23 protein-coding genes, 2 pseudogenes and 1 riboswitch are annotated in these 25644 nt (G+C 57.9%); of the genes and pseudogenes, 19 read left to right on the top strand and 6 right to left on the bottom strand.

Annotated features, from left to right (window positions below; genetic code table 11):
• The first annotated feature begins 92 nt into the window (after positions 1 to 92).
• The 8 genes from ACZ1HE_RS18800 (at position 93) to aroA (ending at position 8928) form a co-directional block, all read left to right on the top strand.
• Positions 93 to 881 carry a transporter associated domain-containing protein gene (locus ACZ1HE_RS18800; protein ID WP_472623286.1) on the top strand — a complete coding sequence of 263 codons (789 nt, stop codon included), beginning with the start codon at positions 93 to 95 and terminating at the stop codon, positions 879 to 881.
• Positions 878 to 2398 carry an apolipoprotein N-acyltransferase gene (gene lnt / locus ACZ1HE_RS18795; RefSeq protein ID WP_472623284.1) on the top strand — a complete coding sequence of 507 codons (1521 nt, stop codon included), beginning with the start codon at positions 878 to 880 and terminating at the stop codon, positions 2396 to 2398. Before ACZ1HE_RS18800 ends, lnt begins: the two co-directional genes overlap by 4 nt.
• A 37-nt stretch (positions 2399 to 2435) precedes the next feature.
• A riboswitch (SAM-SAH riboswitch) is annotated at positions 2436 to 2484 on the top strand.
• Between the two features lie 6 nt (positions 2485 to 2490).
• Complete coding sequence (gene metK / locus ACZ1HE_RS18790; protein WP_472623282.1) at positions 2491 to 3672, top strand: methionine adenosyltransferase; 1182 nt, start codon at positions 2491 to 2493, stop codon at positions 3670 to 3672.
• A gap of 348 nt (positions 3673 to 4020) precedes the next feature.
• Entirely contained in the window at positions 4021 to 4524 is a 504-nt protein-coding gene (locus ACZ1HE_RS18785; RefSeq protein WP_472623280.1) for an AAA family ATPase, read from the top strand.
• Positions 4525 to 4574: 50 nt separating this feature from the next.
• Positions 4575 to 5285 carry a tRNA (guanosine(46)-N7)-methyltransferase TrmB gene (gene trmB, locus ACZ1HE_RS18780; RefSeq protein WP_472623278.1) on the top strand — a complete coding sequence of 237 codons (711 nt, stop codon included), beginning with the start codon at positions 4575 to 4577 and terminating at the stop codon, positions 5283 to 5285.
• A 151-nt stretch (positions 5286 to 5436) separates the two neighbouring features.
• Positions 5437 to 6405, top strand: coding sequence for an amidohydrolase family protein (locus ACZ1HE_RS18775; protein WP_472623276.1), 969 nt, complete (start codon positions 5437 to 5439; stop codon positions 6403 to 6405).
• 297 nt (positions 6406 to 6702) lie between these two features.
• A complete protein-coding gene (locus ACZ1HE_RS18770) occupies positions 6703 to 7323 on the top strand; it encodes a hypothetical protein (RefSeq protein ID WP_472623274.1) in 621 nt (206 codons plus the stop codon).
• Between the two features lie 258 nt (positions 7324 to 7581).
• The gene (gene aroA / locus ACZ1HE_RS18765; protein WP_472623272.1) at positions 7582 to 8928 is read left to right on the top strand and encodes a 3-phosphoshikimate 1-carboxyvinyltransferase; all 1347 of its coding nucleotides are present in this window, start codon (positions 7582 to 7584) and stop codon (positions 8926 to 8928) included.
• Positions 8929 to 8943: 15 nt separating this feature from the next.
• Here aroA and ACZ1HE_RS18760 read toward each other — a convergent pair whose 3' ends face one another.
• Complete coding sequence (locus ACZ1HE_RS18760; RefSeq protein ID WP_472623270.1) at positions 8944 to 9129, bottom strand: hypothetical protein; 186 nt, start codon at positions 9127 to 9129, stop codon at positions 8944 to 8946.
• 157 nt (positions 9130 to 9286) lie between these two features.
• Here ACZ1HE_RS18760 and ACZ1HE_RS18755 point away from each other — a divergent pair, with 157 nt between their 5' ends.
• The 5 genes and pseudogenes from ACZ1HE_RS18755 (at position 9287) to ACZ1HE_RS18735 (ending at position 13560) form a co-directional block, all read left to right on the top strand.
• The gene (locus tag ACZ1HE_RS18755) at positions 9287 to 10498 is read left to right on the top strand and encodes a serine hydrolase domain-containing protein (protein WP_472623268.1); all 1212 of its coding nucleotides are present in this window, start codon (positions 9287 to 9289) and stop codon (positions 10496 to 10498) included.
• Positions 10499 to 10592: 94 nt separating this feature from the next.
• Positions 10593 to 11212 (top strand): annotated as a pseudogene (locus ACZ1HE_RS18750) ((d)CMP kinase).
• Between the two features lie 77 nt (positions 11213 to 11289).
• Positions 11290 to 11925: a hypothetical protein gene (locus tag ACZ1HE_RS18745; RefSeq protein WP_472623266.1), complete on the top strand. Its 636-nt coding sequence runs from the start codon at positions 11290 to 11292 to the stop codon at positions 11923 to 11925.
• Positions 11926 to 12415: 490 nt separating this feature from the next.
• Positions 12416 to 12967 carry a hypothetical protein gene (locus tag ACZ1HE_RS18740; RefSeq protein WP_472623264.1) on the top strand — a complete coding sequence of 184 codons (552 nt, stop codon included), beginning with the start codon at positions 12416 to 12418 and terminating at the stop codon, positions 12965 to 12967.
• Positions 12940 to 13560: an adenylate/guanylate cyclase domain-containing protein gene (locus tag ACZ1HE_RS18735; RefSeq protein ID WP_472623262.1), complete on the top strand. Its 621-nt coding sequence runs from the start codon at positions 12940 to 12942 to the stop codon at positions 13558 to 13560. The genes ACZ1HE_RS18740 and ACZ1HE_RS18735 overlap by 28 nt, the downstream gene beginning before the upstream one ends.
• A gap of 345 nt (positions 13561 to 13905) precedes the next feature.
• Here the strand turns inward: ACZ1HE_RS18735 and ACZ1HE_RS18730 are convergent.
• The 3 genes and pseudogenes from ACZ1HE_RS18730 to ACZ1HE_RS18720 all read right to left on the bottom strand — a co-directional run bounded on the left by ACZ1HE_RS18730 (position 13906) and on the right by ACZ1HE_RS18720 (position 17482).
• Positions 13906 to 15326: pseudogene (locus ACZ1HE_RS18730) on the bottom strand (sulfatase-like hydrolase/transferase).
• 140 nt (positions 15327 to 15466) lie between these two features.
• Positions 15467 to 17023 (bottom strand): AMP-binding protein, encoded by a 1557-nt coding sequence (locus ACZ1HE_RS18725; protein WP_472623260.1) that lies wholly within the window; start codon positions 17021 to 17023, stop codon positions 15467 to 15469.
• Positions 17024 to 17107: 84 nt separating this feature from the next.
• Positions 17108 to 17482: a winged helix-turn-helix transcriptional regulator gene (locus ACZ1HE_RS18720; RefSeq protein WP_472623258.1), complete on the bottom strand. Its 375-nt coding sequence runs from the start codon at positions 17480 to 17482 to the stop codon at positions 17108 to 17110.
• A 129-nt stretch (positions 17483 to 17611) separates the two neighbouring features.
• Here ACZ1HE_RS18720 and ACZ1HE_RS18715 point away from each other — a divergent pair, with 129 nt between their 5' ends.
• From ACZ1HE_RS18715 to ACZ1HE_RS18705, 3 genes are all read left to right on the top strand, one after another.
• Positions 17612 to 18253, top strand: a complete 642-nt coding sequence (locus ACZ1HE_RS18715; protein WP_472623256.1) for an NAD(P)H-dependent oxidoreductase — start codon at positions 17612 to 17614, stop codon at positions 18251 to 18253.
• Positions 18254 to 18326: 73 nt separating this feature from the next.
• On the top strand, positions 18327 to 19436 hold the full coding sequence (locus tag ACZ1HE_RS18710; RefSeq protein ID WP_472623254.1) for an NADH:flavin oxidoreductase: 1110 nt from the start codon (positions 18327 to 18329) through the stop codon (positions 19434 to 19436).
• Between the two features lie 318 nt (positions 19437 to 19754).
• Positions 19755 to 21557, top strand: a complete 1803-nt coding sequence (locus tag ACZ1HE_RS18705) for a GAF domain-containing protein (RefSeq protein WP_472623252.1) — start codon at positions 19755 to 19757, stop codon at positions 21555 to 21557.
• A 116-nt stretch (positions 21558 to 21673) separates the two neighbouring features.
• Here ACZ1HE_RS18705 and ACZ1HE_RS18700 read toward each other — a convergent pair whose 3' ends face one another.
• Together ACZ1HE_RS18700 and ACZ1HE_RS18695 are read right to left on the bottom strand one after the other, a co-directional pair.
• Complete coding sequence (locus ACZ1HE_RS18700; protein ID WP_472623250.1) at positions 21674 to 22195, bottom strand: tyrosine-type recombinase/integrase; 522 nt, start codon at positions 22193 to 22195, stop codon at positions 21674 to 21676.
• A 333-nt stretch (positions 22196 to 22528) separates the two neighbouring features.
• Positions 22529 to 23290: an IclR family transcriptional regulator gene (locus ACZ1HE_RS18695; RefSeq protein WP_472623248.1), complete on the bottom strand. Its 762-nt coding sequence runs from the start codon at positions 23288 to 23290 to the stop codon at positions 22529 to 22531.
• A 72-nt stretch (positions 23291 to 23362) separates the two neighbouring features.
• Between ACZ1HE_RS18695 and ACZ1HE_RS18690 the strand changes: the two genes are divergently transcribed.
• From ACZ1HE_RS18690 to ACZ1HE_RS18680, 3 genes are read left to right on the top strand one after another with little or no spacing between them, the layout of a single operon-like run.
• Positions 23363 to 24718 (top strand): selenium-binding family protein, encoded by a 1356-nt coding sequence (locus tag ACZ1HE_RS18690; RefSeq protein ID WP_472623246.1) that lies wholly within the window; start codon positions 23363 to 23365, stop codon positions 24716 to 24718.
• Entirely contained in the window at positions 24715 to 25083 is a 369-nt protein-coding gene (locus tag ACZ1HE_RS18685; protein ID WP_472623244.1) for a 2Fe-2S iron-sulfur cluster-binding protein, read from the top strand. The genes ACZ1HE_RS18690 and ACZ1HE_RS18685 overlap by 4 nt, the downstream gene beginning before the upstream one ends.
• Positions 25084 to 25548, top strand: a complete 465-nt coding sequence (locus ACZ1HE_RS18680; RefSeq protein ID WP_472623242.1) for a CoA-binding protein — start codon at positions 25084 to 25086, stop codon at positions 25546 to 25548. It abuts the gene before it with no gap.
• Positions 25549 to 25644 lie beyond the last annotated feature (96 nt).

Below are 25644 nucleotides of genomic sequence, written 5' to 3'. Positions count from 1 at the left end.
ACAGACGGCAGTTCTAACGCAGCGCATCGCGCGCAGCCACAGAACGAATTAGATACCACCACCGACGACCGGAGCGGGTTTTTTCACGCATTATGGATGCGTTTTCCCCAGCCGAGGAGCTGGATGAGACCGAGCAAAACGGCCAAGCCATTGTAGCGGCCCAACCCCACGGCATGATCAACCTGAGGCGAATGCGCGTTCAGGACGTCGCGATACCAACCGCTGAAATCGTGTCGGTTCCAAGTTCAATCACCCGGGAGGAACTGGTTCAGGTGTTCCGGGAAAGCGGTTTGACCCGGATCCCAGTCTACGAGGGAACGCTGGATACGCCATTGGGTTTTGCACATCTCAAGGATTTTGCACTGATCCACGGTTTCAACGGCAACTCGACGAAATTCGACCTCCAAGGGATGCTGCGTCCCCTGCTATTCGTGCCGCCCTCGATGCAGATTGGTGTTTTGTTGACCAAGATGCAGACAGAACGCTGTCACATGGCACTTGTCATCGATGAATATGGTGGGGTCGACGGATTGTTGACCATCGAGGACTTGATCGAACAGGTCGTCGGTGAGATCGAGGACGAACACGACACAGACGAGGATCAGACTTGGATCAAGGACAAGCCAGGTTGCTACATTGCGCAAGCGCGCACACCGCTTGACGAGTTCGAGACCGAGATAGGTCGTTCTTTGACCAGTCATGAAGATGTTGACGAGGAAGAAATCGACACATTGGGCGGACTGGTCTTCATGCTTTCTGGTCGGGTGCCTGCCAGAGGAGAAGTCGTGTGTCATCCTGACGGGCCCGAATTCGAAGTCATCGACGCCGATCCCCGGCGGATCAAGCGGCTTCGGGTCATGTTGCCCGATCTCATCGAGTGACGCAGCAGGTGCTGGTGCGGTTCTGGCTGCGAATGGCCTGTGCTATTGCGGTCGGGGGCGTTGCCGCTTTTGGGTTGGCCCCTTTCGGATATTGGTGGGCAACACTGGTTGCCCTTGCGGGTGTGCCCTATCTGCTGGCGCGGGTTCAGACTCGCACTCAGGCGTTCGGCCTTGGTTGGGCGTTGGGTGTCGGTTATTTCACGCATAGCCTGATGTGGATTGTAGAACCCTTCATGGTTGACCCAGAGCGTCACGCGTGGATGGCACCCTTTGCCCTGCTTTTTTTGGCGGCGGGGCTGGCATTGTTTTGGGGCGCGGGAGTTGCGCTGTTTCACGCGCCGATCCGGGGGCCAATTGCGCGGGTCATTTTGCTGACCTGCGGCCTGTCGCTCGCCGAGTATGCCCGGGCTTATGTGCTGACGGGATTTCCCTGGGCGGCATTGGCGCAGGTATGGCTTGACGCGCCTGCGTCACTGCTTCTGGCTTGGGTTGGACCTCATGGCCTGGCAATCCTGACATTGGTGACGTCCTTTGGGCTGGGAACATTGCTTCTTTCGCCGGGGGCGTCACACATTTTCGCGCTTCTTCCCGGGTCCTTCTTTGCCGCTGCTACCTGGGCCGCGCAAACCTCGGCGCCGAATGTTGAGCCGAGCGGGCATGTCATCCGGCTGATCCAGCCCAATGCCCCGCAACATCAGAAATGGGATCCCGCCCATGTCCCTAAATTCTTTGAAAGGCAGCTTGAATTTACGGCTGCCCTTCCGAATTTCGGACAACCTGACCCGGATCTGATTGTCTGGCCTGAAACAGCGGTTCCTGTCTGGCTTGAAAACGCCCAACCGGCGCTGTCACGGATATCGCGTGAAGCACGCGGGGTACCATTGGCCTTGGGTATTCGCCGGTCAGAGGGCGCGCGGATCTATAACTCGATGGTCTATCTGGATGGGCAAGGCCAAATCGCTGGTATCTATGACAAGCACCACCTTGTGCCGTTTGGTGAATACGTCCCGTTCGGGAACCTGATGTCTCGTTTTGGTGTTCATGGGTTTGCAGCCAACAGCGGACAGGGGTTTAGCGCCGGTCCTGGTCCGGAAACCGTTCTCATGGGGCAACTTGGGCGTGCATTGCCTTTGATCTGCTACGAGGCAGTCTTTCCACAAGATATTAATGGGGTCGCTGAGCGCCCAGAATTTCTGTTGCAGGTTACGAACGACGCCTGGTTCGGAGCCCATTCCGGTCCATATCAGCATCTGGCTCAAGCCCGCATGCGCGCGATCGAGCAGGGCCTGCCAATGGTCCGCGCAGCAAACACGGGCATTTCAGCAATGATTGATCCGCTTGGGGTGGTCACGGATAGTTTGCCGCTTGGACAGGCGGGATATCTTGATGCTCCTCTGACCACAGCGTTGAAACCGACAGCATATTCTAGATTCGGTGATGCGCCTCCATTGTTGCTGCTGATTGCCATCGTTCTTGGCGTGGTCGTTTTCACACGCCGCGACGCATCTGACATTTAGGCGTTGACCACCCCTTTGGTGCCGCGTATCCCTCGAGAAACTGCCACAACGGCTTCCTGGCGTGGCTGTAGAACCTTAATGGAGCACTATTGATGTCCCGGAAAAACTACACTTTTACTTCGGAATCCGTGTCCGAGGGTCACCCAGATAAAGTCTGCGACCGGATTTCAGACGCCGTTCTTGACGCATTTCTGAGCGAAGAACCCGAGGCGCGCGTTGCCGCTGAAACCTTTGCTACCACCAATCGCGTTGTTATTGGCGGCGAGGTTGGCCTCTCAGATCAGGATAAGTTGCGCGATTACATGGGCCGTATCGAAGACATCGCCCGCGCCTGCATCAAAGACATCGGCTATGAGCAGGACAAGTTCCACCACGAGACAGTCGAGATCACCAACCTGTTGCATGAGCAATCTGCGCATATCGCCCAAGGTGTGGACGCGGCGGACAACAAGGACGAGGGCGCTGGCGACCAGGGTATCATGTTCGGTTACGCGACGACCGAGACCGAGGCACTCATGCCTGCCCCGATCCAGTACAGCCACGCGATCCTGCGTCGTCTGGCCGAAGTGCGCAAGAACGGCACCGAGCCCGCGCTTGGTCCTGACGCCAAATCGCAGCTGTCGGTGATCTATGAAGACGGCAAGCCCGTCGGTGTCAGCTCGGTCGTGCTGTCGACCCAGCACCTGGACGAGGCGCTGACCAGCGACGACATCCGCGCCATTGTTGAGCCCTACATCCGCGAAACCCTGCCGGAAGGCTGGTTGACCGCAGCAACCGAATGGCATGTGAACCCGACCGGCAAATTCGTGATCGGCGGCCCTGATGGCGACGCAGGCCTGACCGGGCGCAAGATCATCGTCGATACCTACGGCGGCGCTGCCCCGCACGGTGGCGGCGCGTTCTCGGGGAAAGATCCGACCAAGGTGGATCGCTCGGCGGCTTACGCCGCGCGTTACCTGGCCAAGAACGTTGTGGCTGCTGGCATGGCGGAAAAATGCACTATCCAGCTGAGCTATGCCATCGGCGTCAGCAAGCCGCTGTCGATCTACGCCGACACCCACGGCACGGGTGAGGTTGCACCCGCAGCGATCGAAAAGGCGATTGACCAGGTTATGGACTTGACCCCACGCGGCATCCGCTCGCACCTGGGTCTGAACAAACCGATCTATCAGCGCACAGCGGCCTATGGCCACTTTGGCCGCACACCGTCGGATGACGGCGGCTTCAGCTGGGAACGCACGGATCTGGTAGAGGCGCTGAAAGGCGCAGTCTGAGGCCAAGCTTTGAGGTTTCTAAAAGAGCGGTCCAATCGGGTCGCTCTTTTTCGTGGGCGGTCTTGAGACTCATGGCTGGGGTGTGCTCCCGCCCGTCGTACGTGCATCAAAGATGCCCTCCTCCCGTTGGGCCCAGCCTCGCTACGCTCGGCGGTTGGCGCTTTTGGCGAAGCAGTCGCCTTTGGTGCGACCGCGCCGAGCCGCAGGCGAGGCGCCCGGCCCAAGGCCGCTAGCGGGGCTGGCGCCGCCAGGATCGCTCGGGTGCGGGAGCGCTACGAATATTTGGGTTTCGGTTCCCTTTCCAGATTGGTAGATCGGACAGCTCGTTTGTGTGAGGGTTGGGTAACGATGCGACGGATAATGATCATCGGCGGCCCAGGGTCTGGCAAATCCACTTTGGCGCGTGCTCTTGGGGCCCGTTTGTCCCTGCCTGTCGTCCACATGGACCCGATCTATTGGCAGGGCGATTGGATCGAGCGGGACAAAGCAACCGTGATGCAAATGGCCAAGGCTGCTGCTGACGCGTCGGCCTGGGTTTTTGACGGCAACCATTCGCGCAGTATGGATTATCGCGCCGAGCGGGCAGACACGATCGTCTTTCTGGACATGCCGCGCGCCTTGCGGACCTGGCGTATCCTGTGGCGGTCGGCGCGTCACTATGGGCGGACCCGCCCTGACATGGGCCCCAATTGTCCCGAGCGCTTTGATCGTGAATTCCTGTCCTTTTCTTGGAACTATCAAACCAACGGCCGTTTGCGAGCCTTGGCCTTTGTCGATCGCTGGTCGGATGCGCGTAATACCCATATTCTGCGCTCGCGGGCCGAGGTGCGCCAATTCCTGCAACAGATCTGACCCTACACCCCATCTTGCAACGCTCGGCCCAAGCCAGTATGGGCCGGAGCATGAGCACCGATCACCCCAAACGCCCCCGCCGGAACTTTTATGGCCGCTTCAAAGGCAAGAGCCTGAAGCAAAGTCAAAAGACCTATCTGGATGAGGACCTGGCCGCCCTAGCGCCGGGCGCTGTCAGCTGGGATGAAAACCCCACGCGGCAGAACCTCGACCTTGACGGACTCTTTGGCGGCAAACCCGTCTGGCTGGAAATCGGCTTTGGCGGAGGTGAGCATCTGGTGCATCAGGCCGCCAGTAACCCCGACGTGGGCATCATCGGGGCCGAGCCCTATATCAACGGCGTTGCCATGCTCTTGGGCAAGATCCGCAAGGCCGGCGTCGAAAATCTCGCCGTGCATCCCGGTGACGCACGCGATCTGTTTGACGTGCTGCCCGATCAAAGCATCTCAAAAGCATTCCTGCTCTACCCCGACCCCTGGCCCAAGACCCGTCACCACCGCCGTCGTTTTGTAACGCAAGAGCACCTGGAGCCGCTGGCGCGGGTGCTGAAACCCGGCGCGATCCTACGGGTTGCCACTGACATCCCCGACTATGTCCGCCAGACCTTGGAAGAGGTGCCAAAGGCGGGCTTTGACTGGTTGGCCGAACGCCCTGACGATTGGCGCGTGTCGTGGGAGGATTGGATATCCACTCGTTACGAGCAAAAGGCGCTGCGCGAGGGCAGGGTGCCACATTATCTGACTTTCCGTCGACAGGGCTGAGAGGAGTGGTAGACTGAAGGCATTCATTCTATTTTTGGAATTTTGCCATGTCCGACCTTCGCATCACGAACTGCCACGTGCATCTGTTCCACGCTGATCACGTACCCGAAGACTACCCATATTGGGCACTCAAACCTTTCAAGGACATGCCTTGGCTGATCAGGGGCTGGAATTTGGTATGTCCCTGATCGGTCAGCACCCAATTGCTGAAAAGCTCAGCCGTCTCTACCGGTTCCAGCAGGAAACCCAAGCTGGCAGCCAGCGTGCCATCCTGGACAATGTACGTCAGCACTATCCGTCGAACACCCGTTTTGTTGTACTGCCCATGGAGCTTTCGGCGTTTGGCTATGGCGCGCCCGAGGTGCCGTTGACGGCACAGCATGACGAACTGGCCGAGCTGACCCATGACCCAGAGGTGGGCTCTTCTGTTATCCCCTTTGCCACGCTCGACCCGCGCGCCGATCCGCAAGCCACCGAAGTTTGGCGGGCCATCGACCAACTGCGGTTTCGCGGGGTCAAGATTTATCCTCGCTTGGGTTTTGCCCCAAATGACCCGAGACTGATGAAGCACCTCTACCCAAGGATGGAGGAACTGGGACTACCGCTCATGACCCATTGCTCGCGCGGCGGGGTGCAGGGTCGCGAGTTGTCCGACCATTGGGCCGACCGCTACACAGAACCCGATGCCTATATCCCGATCATGAAAGCGCACCCGAAACTGCGCATCTGCTTGGCGCATTTTGGCGGGCAACGGGATTGGGCGGCCTATGTGAACCCCGACCAACGCAACCCCTTTGCCGATGAATACCGCAACAACTGGCAAGTCCGCATCCGCGAGATGATCTGCAGTGGCGATTATCCGGGGCTGTGGACCGACATTTCCTACACGCTGTTTCATTTCGAGGACTACGTGCCGTTCCTGCGCCTTTTCTTGTTGGGGGATGAGCCGGAGCATGAGCGGCTGCGCAGCAGAGTCCTCTTCGGGTCCGATTTCTACATGACCCGTCAAGAGAAACTATCCGAGAAGGCGGTGTGTTTCCGTCTGCGCAATGCTCTGGGAGAGGAAGTGTTCCGCCAGATCGCCGAAGAGAACCCGTCGCGCTGGTTGGGCGATTCATAGTACCGACACCAATTGCTATGTTCTTCATAGTGTTTGTGAGAAGGCATACGAAATGCAGGCTTCAACACGGATTTTGTGCTTAGCGAGCTTCTACATCATGAATTACACCATTGCTTCAGACTAAAGCGGTGTCACTTACGTATGACTGAGCTCTCAGGAGTTTCCGGGCAGAGCCGACTGCGCGGGCGCAGCCTTCCTTGACTGAAAATCAGTTCAAGCAATACTTGGTTGAGACACCAGCCTTTTGCATTACGTCACGCCGAGCAATTCATACCCTTCGATGATTGGAGCCTTACTATGCTAAAGAAAATGCTTCCCCTACTTTTGTTTCCCGTTTCGGCGCTGGCCGATATATCGGACGAAGCGAATGCCTGTATCGATGAACTGATGTCCCGCTACGGCAACGTTGGTGGGGAAGTTTTAGGGCAGGAATTTAGTGAAGCAGCAATCATGGTACGTCTCCGCGATGGTAACGGTGTCGAATACGAATGCATCGTTTGGTCCGGACCTGAGGTCGCAGATCTGCGTCCCGTCAATGGCGACGGCGATGTAGCGAATGACGGGGTAGGCGCATCGGCGGGTGCAGGTGTCGCCTCGCAAACAGTATCCGGTGAACAGACGGTCAGATTTGACGCGGGCACCAGCGGTACCGTAATGAGCGGAACCCTCCAACCCGGTACATCTGTGCGTTATGTTTTGGGCGCGAACGATGGACAATTTCTGAATGTCGATGTCGGTTCGCATGGCGGAGCTCTCGACTACAAGATATTTAATCCGGACGGCTCTCTGTTGCTCGATCTGATTTCCTCTGACACACCGTATCGAGGACAGTTATGGCAGTCCGGCGACCATGTCGTGGAAGTCGTCAACGCTGGCGCACAGCCCGTATCGTTCGATGTTGGAATGGGTATTGAGTGATCAAGCCAATTCCAATTTAGGACGTATGGCTGCTGCACGAGGCTGAGCCAAACTCAGCGAGAATGGCGATTGGATTGGGCTCGATCCTGACACTGTTTTTATCTGCGTTCTGCCAGTTTCGGACCATTTACCCATCGGGCAAGGCCTTACTGGTTAGATCAAAGGTGTCTGATTGTCTTGCAGTCACCTTTGCTGCTGGACGCTGATGGGGCAATTGGGTAATCGGTTTGGGACTGATAGCGCAAAAGGAACCACCACATGTCCGGACACGGTACGCCCATCCCGATGACCTCGACCCCCTGTGGTCCGCTGAGCGGTGTGGCCGAGGTGCCTGGCGACAAGTCAATCTCGCATCGCTCGCTGATCCTGGGTGCGATGGCTGTTGGGGAAACCCGGATTACCGGCCTGCTGGAGGGCGAGGACGTGCTGGATACGGCCAAGGCCATGCGCGCATTCGGGGCCGAGGTGACCAAACATGACGATGGCAGCTGGTCGGTGCATGGTGTGGGTGTTGGCGGGTTTGCCGAGCCTGAAAACGTGATCGACTGCGGCAATTCTGGCACCGGGGTGCGTTTGATTATGGGGGCGATGGCGTCTTCTCCGATCACCGCGACCTTTACTGGCGATGCCAGCTTGAACGGCCGCCCCATGGCACGGGTGACGGATCCGCTGGCGCTCTTTGGGACCCAGACTGTTGGTCGCAAAGGCGGGCGCCTGCCCATGACCATTGTGGGGGCCGCTGATCCGGTGCCGGTCCGCTATGAGGTGCCGGTTCCCTCGGCACAGGTGAAATCCGCCGTGTTGCTGGCAGGGCTGAATGCGCCGGGCCAGACCGTAGTAATCGAGAAAGAAGCCACTCGCGACCACTCCGAACGGATGCTGGCGGGATTTGGTGCTGAAATCACGGTCGAGGACACCGACGAGGGCCGGGTGATCACCCTGACCGGGCGGCCTGAGCTGAAACCGCAGGTGATTGCGGTGCCGCGTGATCCCTCTTCGGCAGCCTTCCCGGTTTGTGCCGCGCTGCTGACGCCGGGATCGGATGTGCTGGTGCCGGGGATCGGGCTGAACCCAACGCGCGCAGGGCTTTTTACTACGCTGCGTGAGATGGGCGCCGATCTGACCTATGAAAATGAGCGTGAAGAAGGCGGCGAGCCGGTCGCGGACCTACGTGCGCGCTATTCACCTAACATGCAAGGGATCGAGGTCCCACCCGAACGTGCGGCATCTATGATCGATGAATACCCGGTGCTGTCTGTTGTTGCCGCCAATGCCACTGGCACCACAATGATGGCGGGCGTTAAAGAGCTGCGCGTCAAGGAAAGTGACCGGATTGATGCGATGGCCCGTGGGCTGCGCGCCAATGGTGTCACCGTGGACGAAGGTGAGGATTGGTGGGCGGTCACAGGTCTGGGCATCGGCAACGTGCCCGGCGGCGGCACCTGCGAGAGCTTTCTGGATCACCGCATCGCCATGTCGTTCATGGTGATGGGTATGGGCGCGCAGGCACCGGTCTCGGTTGATGACGGTGGCCCGATTGCCACCTCGTTCCCGATCTTCGAGCCGCTGATGGCCGGTCTTGGGGCAAACGTCGCACGGGGTTAATCCCCGCGCTGTCGCTTAGATGTAGCCGAGCGACCAAACCACGGTGCCAATGCCGAGGGCGAACCACACTAGCAGGACGGTCCAATAGGTCCACGGATCCTCATCGCTTGCGATGGGGGCCCACAGGTATGTGTAGCCCATGAACAGATCCTTGATCGCCCAAAGGATTAGGCCGATGCCGACGTAAAACCAGATATCCATGTTCGTCTCTTGTGTATGAGTGAGTGTACGTTCTTTTACAGGCTCCATATAAGTCCCGCAATTGGGTGATCTACGGGGAAATAAGTGAACGGTAACTCAATTTTCATGCTACACTTTGATGGCGCCGTTTTGGACAGGCGCAATCAGGGAGAGATAGATGTTCAAAAAATCCATTTTCCAAGCTTTGACCGTGACCGGGTTTGCACTTTTGCCCACATGGGGCGCCGCCTTTGATCTGGTCGATCCGGCCGAGATTGGTTTTGATCCGGGCAAGGTGGCCGCTATCGCGCAGATGCTGGACAATGACGTGGCCGAGGGGCGCATTCTGGGCGGGACCGTTTCGATCCTGCGCAACGATAGGCTGGCACTGCATCACGCGGCGGGTTTGCGTGCGGCGGATGGAGTGGCGCAAGAGATTGATGATATTTTTCGCATTTTTTCGATGACCAAACCCATCGTTTCGGTCGCGGCCATGATGCTGGTCGAGCGCGGGCAGCTGGAGCTTGACGCGCCGCTCAGCCAGTATATCCCCGAATATGCCGACACCAAGCTGATCGAAGCCAGCGGCCTGTATGAGCCCGAGCGCGAAATCACTGTGCGCGACTTGCTGCGTCATACGTCCGGCATCGTCTATGGCTTCTTTGGCGATACTTTTGCCCGCGATGAATACAAGAAACACAATCTGTTGGATACGACCGTCAGCACGGGCGATCACGCCCGTCTGATTGCCTCGTTGCCCCTGGAACATGAACCTGGCGCGGCCTGGGAATATGGCCGATCAACCGACGTTCTGGGCCATGTGGTTGAAGTTGTCTCGGGCCAGCGCCTCGACCAGTTCTTGAAGGCCGAGATCCTCGATCCCCTGGACATGAAAGACACTGCCTTTTTTGTTTCGCAGGACAAGGTCGATCGTGTCGCCTTGCCGGGCGTCCACGGGTTCATGTTCGATCCCATGATCGAACCTGCCTATCAGTCGGGCGGCAGCGGACTGATGTCCACTACGCCGGATTATCTGCAATTCGTCGGGATGCTACTGAACGGCGGAGAGCTGGGCGGTGTTCGTATCCTGAAGCCCGAAACCGTTGCAGACATGGGCATGGATCATCTGCAAGGTGTGCGTCCCGGTAACTACGACCTGCTAGGGGACGAAAACACCTTTGGTCTGGGTTTTGCCATTCGCCAGTCTGAGGCAGGCACCGGCAAGGGCTCGATCGGGGATATGTGGTGGGGTGGCTTTGCCGGAACCTATTTCTGGATCGACCCGGCACAGGACATGGCTGTTGTCTTCATGATCCAGAACCCGGATCAACGCGAATACTACCGCCCGGTTTTGCGTAACGCGGTTTATGAGGCTCTGACAGGCAACTAAGCGCTGTCCCCGGTATGGAAATCTTTGTGCCGGGGATTGCCAAAGGTGTGCCCAGATCAAATAAGGTGAGCTGAACCATATTTGCGGAGCTCCCATGCGTTTCACCATCGCCATCGACGGACCGGCAGCAGCTCGGCAAAGGTACGATCTCCAAAGGTGTATCTGCCCATTTCGGCTTTGCACATTTGGACACCGGGCTGCTCTATCGTGCCGTTGGTCGTCGCACATTGGATGGTGTGGGGGCCGAGGCCGCCGCGCTGGAACTGACGCCCGAGGACCTGACCCATGAAGACCTGCGCAGCGCGCATGTGGCCCAGTGCCGCCAGCAAGGTCGCCGTCATCCCCGAAGTTCGCGCCGCATTGGTCGACTTTCAACGTAGCTTTGCCCGCCGCGACGGGGGCGCGGTGCTGGACGGGCGTGACATCGGTACTGTGATTTGTCCCGAGGCCGAAGTGAAGATCTATGTCACCGCCACGCCCGAAGTACGCGCTGAACGCCGATATCTGGAACTTTTGGGCAAAGGTTCCGACATCAGCCGCGCTCAGGTTCTGGCTGACGTCAAGGAACGCGACGCCCGCGACATGGAGCGTGCGCAGGCACCGCTCATCCCGGCTAAGGACGCGGTCTTGGTGGACACCAGCGATCTGTCGGTCGACGACGCGTTGGACGCAGCAATCGCCATCGTGCAGGGCAGGCTGCCACAAGTCGGCTGAACCGATCACCAACCTGTGTATCGCTCATCCGGGCACGCCTGCTTAGGCTCGGGGCATCCCAACCCCGGAGGCCCGCCATGATCCGTCGCGTTCTACTGTTGTTGATGTTGTCCACTGGCACAGTGGCTTTGGCGCAGGAAACTGAAGACACGCCCAAAGCGTCCGAGGCCGAAGAGCGCATGACCTATGAGCGTCTTGGCAAAATCATCTTTGTCCTTGATCCGGATGCACGGCCACGCGGTCCGGGATTTGAACTGACAGTTGCAGGTGTGCCGATTATTGTAGTGACGGATGCAATCGCAGACCGCATGCGCGCCATGGTTCCGATCCGTCGGGCGGACGAACTGACGAGCGAGGACATGCAGCGGATGATGCAGGCCAATTTCGACACCGCGCTCGACGCGCGTTATGCCATTGCCAACGGAACGCTCTGGGCTGCCTTCATCCACCCGCTGTCGCCGCTGGAGAAGGATCAGTTCATTTCCGGTCTCGCGCAAACCGTCAACATCGCCAAAACTTATGGCACGCTCTATTCCGGGGGCAGCTCAATATGGTGGCGGCGACAGCGGCAATCTGCAACGCGCGCTGATCGAGGAGCTGCTCAAGAAGGGCGAAGAAATCTAAGCCGGTGCAAGCGGGTTGGCGGCGATCGGAGCCAACGTTGCAAGATTGCAAAGCGAAACATGCTGTCGCGACAGCGCTGTTTGCACTAAACCTTCGATTTCTCGGGCGCGGGCCATGGCTCCGAAAATGAACGCATTTTGCGAAACCCGGATTAACAGGGCATACTTGGACGCACCTTGTTTTCTAGATTTTCTCCTAGGGTTTTCCCATGTTGGCGCAACAACCCAATATTCTGACCCGATGCGTTGCAGCGATTGGGTTATCGATCCGCTCCAAACTGCTGATCGCATTCATGGGCATCACCGGTCTTCTTGTCGTCTTGTCGCTTTTTGGGCTCTACTCTTTGCAGCAGTCTCACGCCCGTACCCAGGCACTGATCCGAGATCAGGAGCGCATCGAGTATTTCACCCAAATCCACGCATATGTCGGCGATCTTATCGCGATGACTGTCGGACAATACACACCCTATGGGCTCAACAATTCGGGGTCAGGGGATTCTTTGGCGCCCCCGTTGATGCTCGTGTTGGCGACCTTCAATTGTTCGTTGGCAAGGGCGTTCGACACTTCGGGCAACCTGACATGCCGGACGCGGACCTTGTCGCGCGCCTTCGGTCTGAATTGGCTATTCTCCGGCCACATGCCATCGAGGTGCAACGCCTGCGTCGCGAAGAAGGCAAGCCGGTGGCAGCCCCTTATGCCATGGAAAAACTGTTTGAACCGCTGCGCAGCATTCAGCGCGATGTTTATACTGTCGTCCAAGGCATCGAAAGAGACATGGCCGCCAAGGCCAGGTCGACGGCTGTGGCCTATCAGGCCTCACGCCAATTGGTGGTCACTTGGGCACTGGTCGCCGTGGGCATATCGCTCTTGCTGGGCTATGCCATCTCGTCCTCTCTGGTTTGGCCGGTTCATCGGATCGGACAAACGCTGGATACAGTTGCCAAGGGGGCTTCGACGCCCGTGTCTCTGTTCCAAATCGGGATGAGCTCGGCGAGTTGGCTCACAATGTCAACGCCACGAGTGAGCAGCTTGGCGACCTCTACCAAGAAGTCGAAAGCCAGCGCGCAGAGTTGGCAAAAGAGCATGCCAAGTCTGAGGCGCTTTTGTACAACCTGCTGCCTGCCGACATAGCAGCCCGCCTGAAGCTCGAACCGGACAGGACAATCGCCGATAGCCTCCCCAGGGTGGCGATCCTGTTTGCCGACATCGTGGATTTCACGCCCAGGGCCGTTTCATTGCCGCCCGAGGACGTTGTGGACTTTCTGAACAAGATTTTCAGCGCCTTTGATGAGCTTGCCGAAATACATGGGCTGGAAAAGATAAAAACCATCGGCGACGCCTATATGGTTGCCGCCGGGATGCCGTCCCCGGTCGGGGACCCGGTGCATCGCGTGGCAGAAATGGCCCTGGACATGCAACGGGTCGTGATCGAGATGTCTTGCGAGTTTCCCGAAGGCCTAGAGGTTCGCATCGGGCTTCACGCAGGTCCGGCCGTGGCTGGCGTTATCGGGAACCGAAAGCTGTTCTACGACGTTTGGGGCGAGACGGTGAATACAGCCTCTAGAATGGAAAGCCTCGGGGAACCGGGCCGCATTCAAGTCACTGCAGAGGTAAAGGCAGAGCTGGAACCGGGGTACCAATTTGTTCGACGCGGGCAGGTCGACGTCAAAGGCATCGGTGAGGTGGAGACCTGGTGGCTGTCTGGAAAGCAGGCTGTAGCTTAGTGCTTGCCTCTCAAACGAAAGTGCTGGCAACCAACGCGGCCTGCTCCGAGCGTGATGTTCTCGTCAAAAATAGAGGAGGCCGGAGCAGCCTTTCGGCGCTCCGGCCCAACCCGCCGTTCGTGAGTGATGGCAGGACGTTGTAGTCCACGGCGGGTGTAACTGATCCTTGCAGTGCAAAGACCGTGCCGCCGTCGGAACGTCGTTGGGAATCGGACCGGGGTGGCAATCTGCCGGACGTACCTATGTCCCCGGAACGAAGGGTTCAATTAAGGTATTCCATAGTCCAAAGGGCCAAAACCGCAGTCAAATTGCCCAAGTTGGCGGTTTTTTACTCATGACCTTACGTCAATGCGTGCCCTTTTGCCTGTCCAGTTCGGCTTGTTCCACCGGCGTTGGAGTGTGGTTGAACACAAACGCCGTGCGACAAGCCTCTTCTCCACCAAGTTCTGCGATCTTGAGGCGCTGATCGGCAAAGGCGCGGGCATTCACTTCTTCGGGATTGCAAATGTCGCGCAGGCGCCGTTCACCTTCTACCAGGGCCGCCTGAACCTCAGGGTCGTTCACGCCGTCTACAGCGCGGTTCACCTGCTCATGCGGGTCCTTGCCCAGATCAAAGAGTTGCGGGGAATGACCCACGTAATGCACGTACTTCCACTGCCCCCACCGCACCATGAATGTGCCGGTCTTGGAGCCACCGTCGTGGTACTCGCTGAACCCTGTCCGTTCCAGATCATCCGGCGCGTTAGCGATGGCGCGCAGTGAGACACCTGGCAGAGCCGCGCTTGTATCATCACCGCTGACGCCGCAGATATCCCGCGCCGTAGCCGCGATATCGATCAGGTTCGTACATGTCGCCACCCGGTGTCCGGCAGGCACGCCGGGACCGGCGGCGATCATCGGCACGCCGGCGCTGGCCTCATACATCACCTGTTTGGTCCAGAAGCCCTGGTCCCCCATCATATCGCCATGGTCCGAGACATAGACGACCACGGTATTCTCTAACTGCCCGCTCTCTTCCAATGCTTTGAGGACCCGTCCCACGCAGTCATCCATGAAAGAGGTCAGACCGTAATAAGCTGCCTTGGCCTCGCGCATCTTCTGCTCGTCAAAATAGTCGTCGTAGTGGAAGAATGCCTTGATGTTGCGCAGCTCTGGGTGGTCGGGGATGCCCTCGCCGTAACCTACCGGCAGATCCATATCAGCCGGATCATACATGGCCGCCCATTCCTCGGGACAAGTAAGGGGGTAGTGCGGGCTGACCAGGGACACAAAGGCGGCCCAGGGTTGGTCCTGCCGCGCTGGGTTAGCCAGCCAAGCCTCGGTCGCATCAGTAATGGCGCGGTCATAGTCGGTATAGGTCGAAGGGCCGACGCCCACATCGCCCGCCAGTTCAGCGGCAGAATCATAAGGCGGCGGGTTCTCCCTGAGAAGACCCACGGCCCAGCCTACGCCGCCCACCACATGCATCGGCAGTATCTCTTGGCTGAACCCGTTGTCATCCTCGCCCGAGCGGAAATGCAGTTTGCCAATGCTTACCACCTCGCGCCCCGCGTCCCGCAGATGGCCCATCCAGCTGCGGGGATGCCCTGTATAGGGCGTGGCGCTGTCCCAATTGCCTGTCTTGTGCACCCAATCGCCTGTGGCCAGTGCCGCCCGAGTGGGCACGCACATGGGTGAGGGGTATAGGCGGCGTCATACATCGTGCCGCGTGCCGCCAAGGCATCCAGATTTGGCGTCTTCACGATCGGATGGCCTGCGCAGCCCATAGCATCTTTGCGATGTTCGTCCGAGATGATGACCAGGAAATTGGTGGGGGTGCTCATGGTGCTGCCTTTCGTGTCGTGCCGGACGAAAAAGGCGGATGCCGAAAGCACCCGCCTGATCCCTTCATCCAAGCCCTAGCACGTCAGCCAGCGATGCGGTCTTTCAAAAAACGACGCAAAATCTTGCCCGAGGGCGATTTTGGCACTTCGTCGATTACCTCGAGCACGCGAACCTGTTTGTAATGCGCCAGACGGTCGCCCAGATATCCTTGCAACGACTTTAAATCCGGAGCTTCTTTGCCAGGTGCGGCGACGATAAAGGCCATGGGCAACTCGCCCGCCTCGTCATCGGGTTTGCCGATAACGGCGGCGTCCACGATATCGGGATGGGTGAGAAGCTCTGCTTCGAGCTCCGCCGGGGCCACCTGGAAGCCCTTGTACTTGATCAGTTCCTTCAGGCGGTCGGTGATATAAACGAACCCCTCGTCATCGAAATGCGCGATGTCACCGGTACGCAGCCAACCGCCGTCAACAATGGTCTCGGCCGTGGCGGTGGGGTTGTTCAGATAGCCCTTCATCACCTGCGGTCCGCGGATCCACAGCTCGCCGTCCTCGCCGTCCGCGGCATCCTCCATCGTTTCGATGTTCACGATCCGGCATTCGGTGCTGGGGATGGTGACGCCCGAGGCTCCGGATTTGCCCACCCCATTGGGAGAGATATGGCTGACCGGGCTTAGCTCGGTCATGCCATAGCCCTGATTGACCCGTGCATCTAACCGCCCGGCCAAAGCATCGCCCACATCTGCCCCCAAGGGCGCGGCGGCGCAGAAGATCTGGTCGGCAAACGACAGGTCATATTTGTCAATGAGCGGGTGCATCGCCAGCGCCAGCGCCACTGGCGGCACGATCCATAGCCGAGGTGTTTTGTGTTCGCTGATCAGGTCCAGATATTGCTCCAGATCGAACCGGGGCATGGTGACCAGCGCACCACCTGCAGCCAGATAGATGTTCATCATCACCTGCAGGCCGTAGATGTGAAAGAACGGCAGGAAAACCACCGTCCGCTCGCCATTGGTCAGGTCCGACGGCACTAGCGTCTGATCGGTGTTCACCACCAGGTTCTGGTGGGTCAGCATCACCCCCTTGGGCAGGCCCGTCGTACCCGACGAGTAAGGAAGCGCCACCACGTGACCAGCCACATCAACCGGGGCCTGTTCGGCCATCGGCGCGCCCATCAAATCGGTAAAAGCCAGCGTGCCTTCGGGCGCATCTCCGATCACCACGATTTCGGTAACACCCGTGCCCTTGGCGGCCTCGCGTGCGGTGTCCAAAAACATTTCGATGGTGACAAGAACGTCGGCGGACGCGTCCATCAGCTGATGGTTCACCTCATGCGCTGTATAGGTCGGGTTGATCGTGGTGACCGTGCCCCCGGCCCAGGCGACACCGTGAAAGGCGATGCAATATTCCGGGATGTTGGGCAGCATCAAGGCCACGCATTTGCCTGCTCCCATGTCACGCGCGTCCAATCCGCCAGCCAACGATTTGACCGCACCGATGAACTGCGCCCCGGTGTAGCTGCGCCCTGATGGCCCATCGATCAGAATGGTCATCTCGGGGTCGATCCCCTCAAACACCCGCTGTGTGATGGTCTGATCGGACAAGGTAACGTCCGGAAATGTGCTGGTAATAATACCCACGCGTAAATCCCCCTGAATTTTTCCTTTGATTGCCACCACTCTAGGAGGAGCGGCCCACAATCCAAAAGACTATTCTTTGAGACGTTACGCGTCTTCCATTGCGGCCTGCGCGTCATAGGCTTCGCGCGCCTGATCAATGGCGTTCAGGTTCTCCAGCGCCCACAGGCCCATAACCTCAACCGGCTTGCGAAACGACTGCCCCAGCGGGGTCAGCGAATATTCCACCTTGGGCGGGATTGTCGGGTGATAGGTTCGGTTGACCAACCCGTCGCGCTCCAAAGCACGCAAGGTCAGGCTTAGCATGCGCTGGGAAATGCCCAGATGACGCTTGAGCTCGTTGAACCGCAGCGTACCGTAGCGTGCCAGAGAGATCACGATCAGCACGCTCCACCGGTCACCGACGCGGCCCAGAACCTCGTTTATGCGTCCACATTCAGGGCATTGATTGGCTTTGTTCATGGCGGTGGTTCCCTCTATGTGACCGGGGCTCAGACATGTGCCTTCTTGTGGGGCTATCTGGTGTCACATATATAGCCGGTTACAAAATTATACCACCCCTGGGCAGATGCCCATCAAAGGACGCAAGACATGACCAAAAGCACCCTGATCGACAAGCTGAACTGGCGCTACGCAACCAAGAAGATGGACCCCGCCAAACCGGTTGAGCAAGACAAGGTCGACCAGATCGTCGAGGCTGTGCGTATGGCCCCCACATCCAGTGGCACCCAGCCGTTTGAACTGTTTGTCGTGACCAACCCCGACATCCGCGCCCAGATCCGCCCCCACGCCTGGGATCAGGCCCAGATCACCGAAGGGTCGCACCTGCTGGTGTTTGCGGCCTGGGACAACTATTCGGCCGACCGCATCGACGCGGTGACCCAGCAGATGACAAACGAGCGCGGCGAGATCCCGATGCTGAACCAGTATTACGAGAACCTCAAAGCCAACTACCTGCCGCGTGACGCGCAGGTGAACCACGACCACGCTGCCCGTCAGGCCTATATCGCGCTGGGCTTTGCCCTGGCCGCGGCTGCCGAGCTGGACGTCGACAGTACCCCGATGGAAGGTTTTGATCCTGCCAAGGTCGATGAGATCCTGGGCCTGAGCGAAAAGGGCCTGCGCTCGGTCGTGCTTTTGCCGCTGGGCTATCGTCAGGAAGACGCCGACTGGCTGCTGCCGATGAAAAAGGTCCGCAAGTCGAAAGAAACCTTCGTGACCGAGATTGCGTGATATAGCATCGCGCGGGGGCGGCTCAACGGGCCGCCCCCTTTTTTGTCAGACATAGATTGCAGGACCAAGAAACATGACTCAGGCTGACGCCCTGTTCCGCCCGCTGGATACTGAAAAACTGACGTTGAAAAACCGCGTCGTCATGGCCCCCATGACGCGCACCATGTCGCCGGGCAACGTTCCGAATGACGCGGTGGTGGATTACTATCGCCGTCGGGCCGAGGGGGGCGTGGGCCTGATCATTACTGAGGGCACCTTTGTCGATCACCCCGCTGCCATCGCGTATCCGAATGTGCCTGCATTTTATGGGGACAAGGCACTGGCCGGGTGGAAACGCGTGGTCGAGGCCGTGCACAAGGCTGGCGGCAAGATCGCCCCGCAGATCTGGCACGTGGGCGCGATCCGTAGACCCGGCATCAACCCAGGCGGCGACACACCGGGCTATAGCCCCAGCGGAATGGCCGTTCCGGGCAAGGTCCGGGGGCACGCCATGACACAGGACGACATCAACGATGTTGTGGCCGCCTTTGCCAAGGCCGCCAAAGACGCAGAAGCGATCGGATTTGATGCCGTCGAAATCCATGGGGCTCATGGTTACCTGATCGACCAGTTCTTCTGGGACGGCACCAACCAGCGCGACGACGCATATGGCGGCGATCTGGCCGCGCGCTCGCGGTTTGCGCTAGAGGTGGTCAAGGCCGTCCGCGCCGCCGTCAGCCCCGATTTTCCCGTGATCTTCCGCTTCTCGCAGTGGAAGCAACAGAACTACGCCGCCCGTTTGTGTGAAACACCCGAAGAACTGGGCGCTTTCCTACAGCCGCTGGCCGAGGCCGGTGTCGACATCTTCCACTGCTCCACCCGCCGCTTCTGGGAGCCAGAGTTTGAAGGCTCGGACCTGAATCTGGCTGGCTGGACCCGTAAACTGACAGGCAAACCCTGCATCACCGTGGGATCGGTGGGCCTGAACGCCGATTTCTTGCCCGAAGACGGTACCGCTGACTTCAAGGCCGCAGAACCCGCCAGCCTCGACAATCTGGTGGACCGGATGGACCGGAACGAGTTCGACATGGTCGCCATCGGCCGCGCCCTGATCGCCAACCCCGATTGGGCCAACCAGGTGCAGGCAGGCAAGTTTGCCGACCTGGCGGCCTATGAAAAGGACATGCTGCTCAAGCTCGACTGACGGCGTTGCCCTGGTCGCTGGTTCAGCTTGAACTTTGCGGCGGGAATTGACTGGATAATGTTTCTTTTTGGAACGAAAGCAGGGCTGCATCGCATTTGTGGTGCAGCCCAATCGGCACGACGTTCGTCAGAGAGCAACGGTGTGATGTTCGCATATTGGTCGAAAGCCTTCACGGGCTGGTTCTAAGGGAAATGTCCAGCATGCGGACAAGGCCGACCTTCGAATTACGATCAAGGCTTTACAGTCTGGCAAGTTCCGGCTGACACGTATAGCTTACCGTAAGTGACCAAATGAACCTCAAGGTAGGTTGTACCCGGCATGGAGAATGACACAACACGGGAAAGTCTTCTGACCGAACTGCACCGTGGTCTTAGACGCGAAGAAGCGACCCGGTCCATCCTCCAAGTCATTCAAAAGTCTCGCGATGACGAAGGACCTGTGTTCGAAGCCATCCTCACACAGGCGGCGGTGTTATGCGAGGCAAGCCAAGCCTCTCTGCAACTCGCCAACATTGAACGCACACAGTTCGAAATTGCCGCTTACTGGGGGTTTGAGGAAACGGCCTTCAGTGTCGGGGGATCCGCGCCCTTGGACAGCGGCAGGCCGATTCCGGAAGCTATCCGATCTGGTCTGACCGTCAACATTGCCGATCTGAGCGACACCGATTTTTATCGCAAAAATGACCCCATCATCAGCCATGTAGTCGATGTTGAAGGAGTGCGCTCTTGGCTAGTGGTGCCATTACTTTCCGGACCGCAAGCGATTGGTGCGATAGCACTTAGCCGCAAAGAAGTTAGACCGTTCATCGAGACCGAAATCCATTTGGTCGAGAGCTTTGCAGCTCAGGCTGTCATTGCCATTGAGAATGGGCGCCAGTTTCGGGAAGTAAGAACTCGGCTGGAACGCGAGCAGGCTTCGGCAGAAATTCTTAAGATCATTAGCCAGTCTAGGGACAATGAGCAGCCGGTTCTGGATGCTATCGTGTCAAACGCCGGACACCTCACCGACGCCCATCTCGCCGGGATCAGCTTGGTCAATTCACAAGGCACCCATTTGGCGTATGCAGCGGCATTCGGCCCGATGTCGGATCACTTCCCCAAGGGTACGGAGTTTGACCTGACTGGACCATTGCAGATTGCGGTCACGGTTCGAGAGTCCCGCACGATTCACACGCCCGATATGGCAAATGATCCACTGTACTTTGAAGGCGATCCAGTGCGGCGCAAGCTCGTTGATGAGGTCGGGATTCGCACTTTTTTGACTATACCGCTGGTGAAGAACGCAATTGCATTTGGATGCCTGAATCTAAGCCGCCGAGAGGTCCGCCCTTTCACGGCGGATGAAATTCGAATGGTCGAAACCTTTGCGGCGCAGGCGGTCATCGCGATAGAAAACGTTCGCCAATTCCGTGCATTGGAAACACTCAACTCCGAGCTTGAGGACAGGGTTAAAGACCAGGTAGGCGAGATCGAACGCATGGGCAAGCTCAAGCGTTTTCTGCCTGCCGCCGTCGCGGACACCGTAATCTCATCCGGCTCGGAAAAGATGCTGGCGAGCCACCGCGCACTACTAGGGGTCCTGTTCTGTGACATCCGTGGGTTCACAGCTTTCTGCGAGATCGCCGAACCGGAAGAAACCATCGAGGTGTTGCAAACCTATCACGAGGAAATGGGCAAGTTGATCAACGCCCATGGCGCGGGTGTAGATCATCGCATGGGTGATGGAATCATGGTGCTGTTCAACGATCCGATCCCTTGCCCGGATCCAGCCGGAGATGCTGTCCGCCTTGCTGTCGCGATGCGCTCTCGCATGGACGAGTTGGCAAAACACTGGAAGCGCATGGGATTCCGACTGGGTTTTGGGGTCGGCGTGTCGCTGGGCTATGCCACTGTTGGCATGGTGGGTTACGAAGGGCGGTCCGAGTACACTGCATCAGGCACAGCGATCAACGTCGCTTCGCGCCTTTGCGAACTGGCTGAGGACGGCGAAATCCTCCTGAGTGCACGAGCTGCCGTTGCCGTGGAGGACGACTGTCCTTCGATCTCTTCTGGCGAGTTCACGCTCAAGGGCATACGCGAACCCATCGAAGTATTCAGGTTGGACCGCAGAGAAAACTCGTAGTGGGAAGTCTCTGACGAGAGCAAGCGTTGTATTTGGTACTTTGGGCTCAACCCACCCATTCGCTGCAAGAACCGCCTAGGTCAGCATTGGGCCGTCCGCGAAGACGGCCCACGTTTCTAAATCTCAATGGCTTCTGAAATCGCTAGCGCATCTTCGAGTTCGACGCCAAGGTATCGAACGGTGCTATCCATCTTTGTATGGCCGAGTAACAGTTGCACCGCACGCAGGTTGCCAGTTTTGCGATAAATGTGTGCAACCTTGGTTCGTCTCATTGAATGGGTTCCGAACGATGTGGGATCGAGACCGATGGATTTGACCCATTCACGGACAAGCCGCGCATATTGGCGTGTCGAAATGTGCAGCCGTTCGTGAAACCGACCAGGCCACAAGTGTTCGGATCCAACCATTAGTGGCTCCTCCATCCATCGCAGAATTGAAGTGCGCGTGCCCTCGGTGATCTCGAACCGCACGGGTCCTTGCGTCATGCTTTGGATGATCGAAGCCCGTTCCTTGACCTGACCCGATGCGTAGATGTCCGCGACCTTCAGTTCTACCAAATCGCAACCGCGAAGCTTGCTGTCGATGGCAAGGTTGAACAAAGCCAGATCACGATGGTTCTCGGCGATTTCCAGCCGCACGCGGATGGCCCAGACATGTTACGGCATCAGAGGGCGTTTTTGCCCGACGACGCGACCTTTATTCCAAGCAGGGTGGCAGGCTCAAATGGCAGGTAAGTTTGCAATGGTCATGATGGTTCCTCCCATCCACCACGTTCCACCACAGCGCCAACCAAACGTTGGCAACTCAAGATAACAAACTCATGTGCATCTGCGGACAAAGTCGGGTGGGAGCCTATTGCGACCGATGCTGCGAGACGTTCGAACGTCCGTCGTTGCACTTTTGTTTGTGTGTAGTGGAGGTCAATTCAGATCAGATTTAGAAGAGGCCCAAGTTTGAAGTTTACCTTAAAATTAACCTGACAGTTTGGTGTCCGTTGCCGCGTCCCAGCCCAAGTTTGTCGATACATCGCGCGCAATTAGGGTGATCTGAGGTCCGAGTTTCTCGCGGAACGCTGGCGTAAAGACCCGTACCGATCCGGTTGCACCGATGGACATCGTGGAACCTGGCCCGCTTGGCGCAAGGGGAGCTGCCACCGAACACATGCCGCGCTCAATCTCTTCCACGCATTCTGCGAAGCCGCGCTTGCGAATGGTGTCAAACTCGGCTTCCAAGTCCTGCACGTTTGTCAGGGTGAATTCGGTATAGGCGCGCAGTCGGCCTTCCATTTCGCTGGTTAAAAACAAGTCGGGTGAGAATGCAGCAACGGCCTTAGAGCAGGAACAGGCATGCAAGGGTCGTTTCCCCAAACCGGGATGGAGATAGGAGACCCCAGTGTCAGGTGTTTCAACGTGAATAATTTCCACGGATTTTCCGCGCAGGCGGGACAGGAAGAATGCTGTGCCATATTGTTTAGCGGCTTGCTTTAACGCAGGCGCAATCACCTCTAACAGTGCACGGTCAGAGTGGTCGCTTTTCGTGATCCGCTTCAGGCGAGAGCCGATTGTGAATGTACCACGGGCAACAGGTTCCAGAAGACCCACGCCGACGAGGTCCTGCACCAACCGGTAGGCAGAGGGTTTGGGGAGATCCGAGTGAGCGCAAATCTCGGCCACTGTTGCCTCGCCCTTTTGTCCAACAACTTCGAGGATGAAAGTCAGGCGTTCCAGATGCATATTTTTACCTTGCGAGAATCTCTTTATCGATTTACGAGAATTATTAGGTGAGCGCAAGGGAGGAATATTACGATGGACGGAGCATGTTGTGGCCCGGGGTATGCAAGCCCGGCCGAGGCGATCAAAGCGCCGCGTGAAAAACTCTTGTACACAATTGCCATCTATACAGGGACGGGCATTCAGAAGCCGGACTACCTAGCCACCGTAGACGCCGACCCGGAGAGCCCGACCTATTCACAAGTCATCCATCGCTTAGAGATGCCCGGCATCGGGGATGAATTGCATCACATGGGTTGGAACGCGTGTTCCTCGTGTCACGACGACGCAGGTATGAGCCGTAAGTACTTGCTGGTGCCGGGCGTGCGGTCCAACAATATCCATGTGATCGACACCGCGACGGACCCGTTTGCGCCGCGCCTGCACAAGGTGATTGACGGGGCCGAGATCAAGTCAAAAACTAACTTGAGCGGCCCACACACCGTACATTGTCTGGGCTCTGAGATCATCATTTCCTTCCTGGGTGACGCACAGGGCGAAGCGCCCGGTGGTTATCTGCACCTCAACAAAGACTTCGAGATCGTTGGTCGTTGGGAAAACTCAATGGGCGATATCCCGTTTGGTTATGACTTCTGGTACCAGCCGCGCCATAACGTGATGGTCAGTTCCGAATGGGCCGCACCCAACACTTTTATGCCAGGGTTTGATCTGGAGGAAGTGGGCCACCTGAAATACGGTCGCCGCCTGCACATCTGGGATTTTGAGAAAAAGGTGCCGGTCGAGACAATGTATCTCGGCGAAGACGGCTTGATCCCGTTGGAAGTAAAGTTTCTGCATGATCCTGACAGCACGCATGGGTTCTGCGGTGCCGCGCTCAGCGCCAATGTCATCCATTTCTGGAAGTCCGAAGCTGGGAAATGGGAATGGGAAAAGATCATTGATGTGGAGAATGAACCGCATCCCGAATGGCCCATTCCCGTGCCCGGTGTGATGTCGGCCATCCTTGTGTCGATGGACGATAAATACCTCTACCTCAATAACTGGTTGCACGGCGATATGCGCCAGTACGACATCTCTGACCCGCATAATCCTGTTTTGACCGGGCAGGTTTGGATGGGCGGGCTTTTGGGCAAAGCGCCCGAGGTCAATGGCGTCAAAGTGGCAGGCGGGCCGCAAATGTATCAGCTCTCGCTTGATGGCAAACGCCTGTATGTCACGACCTCGCTGTTCTCGACCTGGGACAACCAATTCTATCCAGAGATACGCACGCAGGGTGGCGTCATGCTGATGATCGACTGCGATGTCGAAAACGGCGGTATGAAAATCAACGAAGATTTCGTTGTTGATTTTGGTAAAGAGCCAAACGGCCCCAGCCGTTGCCATGAAACCCGCTATCCCGGTGGCGATTGTACAAGCGACATCTGGCTGTGAGCGAGACGCGCACCATCACAATCGCCAACCGCGATGATGCGACCTATCAGGTCGACGCCCGCCGTCCGTTGCTGGACGCTCTGCGCGAACAGGGTGTCGATCTGCCCTATGGCTGTAAATACGGCGGCTGCATCACTTGTGCGGCCAAACTGACCGCTGGTGAGGTGGATCAACGCAGGCAAGTGGCGTTGAACAATCGCCAGATCAACAATGGCTATGTTCTGTTGTGTGTGGCCCGCGCGGTGAGCGATTGCACATTGGAAATTGGCGTCGAAAGCCACGACAAACTTTATCGCAACCCCTTCCTTGATCCGCTAGAGCCGCATGAGCTGAAGGCGGATATCGCGACCCCTAAGGAGGCTTAAATGCCCGAAGCTGACATCGATCACCTGTATGATTACGCGCCCGAATATCTGGCGGACATCCTGCGTTCGGTCAAAACCATTGCGATGGTGGGCGCCAGTGGCGACAAGACCAAGTTCAGCTATGGCGTGCTGCGTGTGCTGCATGAAACCGGGTATGACATGATTCCTGTTAACCCAAACCCAAAGCTGACCGAAATTCGCGGCATACCTGTCGTTCATTCGCTGGAAGAGATCGACCGGCCCGTGGATATGGTCGAGGTATTCCGCCCGAAAGAGGAGCTATACGCGATCACCGAGAAGGCCATAGCAATCGGCGCCAAGGTGCTTTGGGGCCAAATCGGCGTTTATGATGACCGCGCGGCCGCGCTTGCCGAAGAAGCAGGCCTGAAAGTGGTGATGAACCGCTGCCCCAAGATCGAGCTGTTCCGCCCGTTCTGGAAACCCCGTCTTGATCTCGCAATTTGACTGAGAGTGGCAAAGAATTTCATGTGGCCTCTGCCTGTGCTTGCGGGTGTAGCGGGCCCCTGGACTGGCTGCTCACCGCAATACTGGACTGGTTTC

It is taken from the genome of Falsiruegeria sp. JB4-1 (assembly GCF_055693495.1).
The sequence above is the reverse complement of the archived record's forward strand: the minus strand, read 5'-3'. Positions and strand labels throughout refer to the sequence as shown.

Bases quoted from the DNA above. Each gene is read 5' to 3' on its own strand.
- ACZ1HE_RS18800 (WP_472623286.1), top strand. From the start codon at position 93: ATGGATGCGTTTTCCCCAGCCGAGGAGCTGGATGAGACCGAGCAAAAC.
- metK (WP_472623282.1), top strand. From the start codon at position 2,491: ATGTCCCGGAAAAACTACACTTTTACTTCGGAATCCGTGTCCGAGGGT.
- ACZ1HE_RS18785 (WP_472623280.1), top strand. From the start codon at position 4,021: ATGCGACGGATAATGATCATCGGCGGCCCAGGGTCTGGCAAATCCACT.
- trmB (WP_472623278.1), top strand. From the start codon at position 4,575: ATGAGCACCGATCACCCCAAACGCCCCCGCCGGAACTTTTATGGCCGC.
- ACZ1HE_RS18770 (WP_472623274.1), top strand. From the start codon at position 6,703: ATGCTAAAGAAAATGCTTCCCCTACTTTTGTTTCCCGTTTCGGCGCTG.
- aroA (WP_472623272.1), top strand. From the start codon at position 7,582: ATGTCCGGACACGGTACGCCCATCCCGATGACCTCGACCCCCTGTGGT.
- ACZ1HE_RS18760 (WP_472623270.1), bottom strand. From the start codon at position 9,129: ATGGATATCTGGTTTTACGTCGGCATCGGCCTAATCCTTTGGGCGATC.
- ACZ1HE_RS18755 (WP_472623268.1), top strand. From the start codon at position 9,287: ATGTTCAAAAAATCCATTTTCCAAGCTTTGACCGTGACCGGGTTTGCA.
- ACZ1HE_RS18745 (WP_472623266.1), top strand. From the start codon at position 11,290: ATGATCCGTCGCGTTCTACTGTTGTTGATGTTGTCCACTGGCACAGTG.
- ACZ1HE_RS18740 (WP_472623264.1), top strand. From the start codon at position 12,416: ATGCCGGACGCGGACCTTGTCGCGCGCCTTCGGTCTGAATTGGCTATT.
- ACZ1HE_RS18720 (WP_472623258.1), bottom strand. From the start codon at position 17,482: ATGAACAAAGCCAATCAATGCCCTGAATGTGGACGCATAAACGAGGTT.
- ACZ1HE_RS18715 (WP_472623256.1), top strand. From the start codon at position 17,612: ATGACCAAAAGCACCCTGATCGACAAGCTGAACTGGCGCTACGCAACC.
- ACZ1HE_RS18710 (WP_472623254.1), top strand. From the start codon at position 18,327: ATGACTCAGGCTGACGCCCTGTTCCGCCCGCTGGATACTGAAAAACTG.
- ACZ1HE_RS18705 (WP_472623252.1), top strand. From the start codon at position 19,755: ATGGAGAATGACACAACACGGGAAAGTCTTCTGACCGAACTGCACCGT.
- ACZ1HE_RS18695 (WP_472623248.1), bottom strand. From the start codon at position 23,290: ATGCATCTGGAACGCCTGACTTTCATCCTCGAAGTTGTTGGACAAAAG.
- ACZ1HE_RS18690 (WP_472623246.1), top strand. From the start codon at position 23,363: ATGGACGGAGCATGTTGTGGCCCGGGGTATGCAAGCCCGGCCGAGGCG.
- ACZ1HE_RS18680 (WP_472623242.1), top strand. From the start codon at position 25,084: ATGCCCGAAGCTGACATCGATCACCTGTATGATTACGCGCCCGAATAT.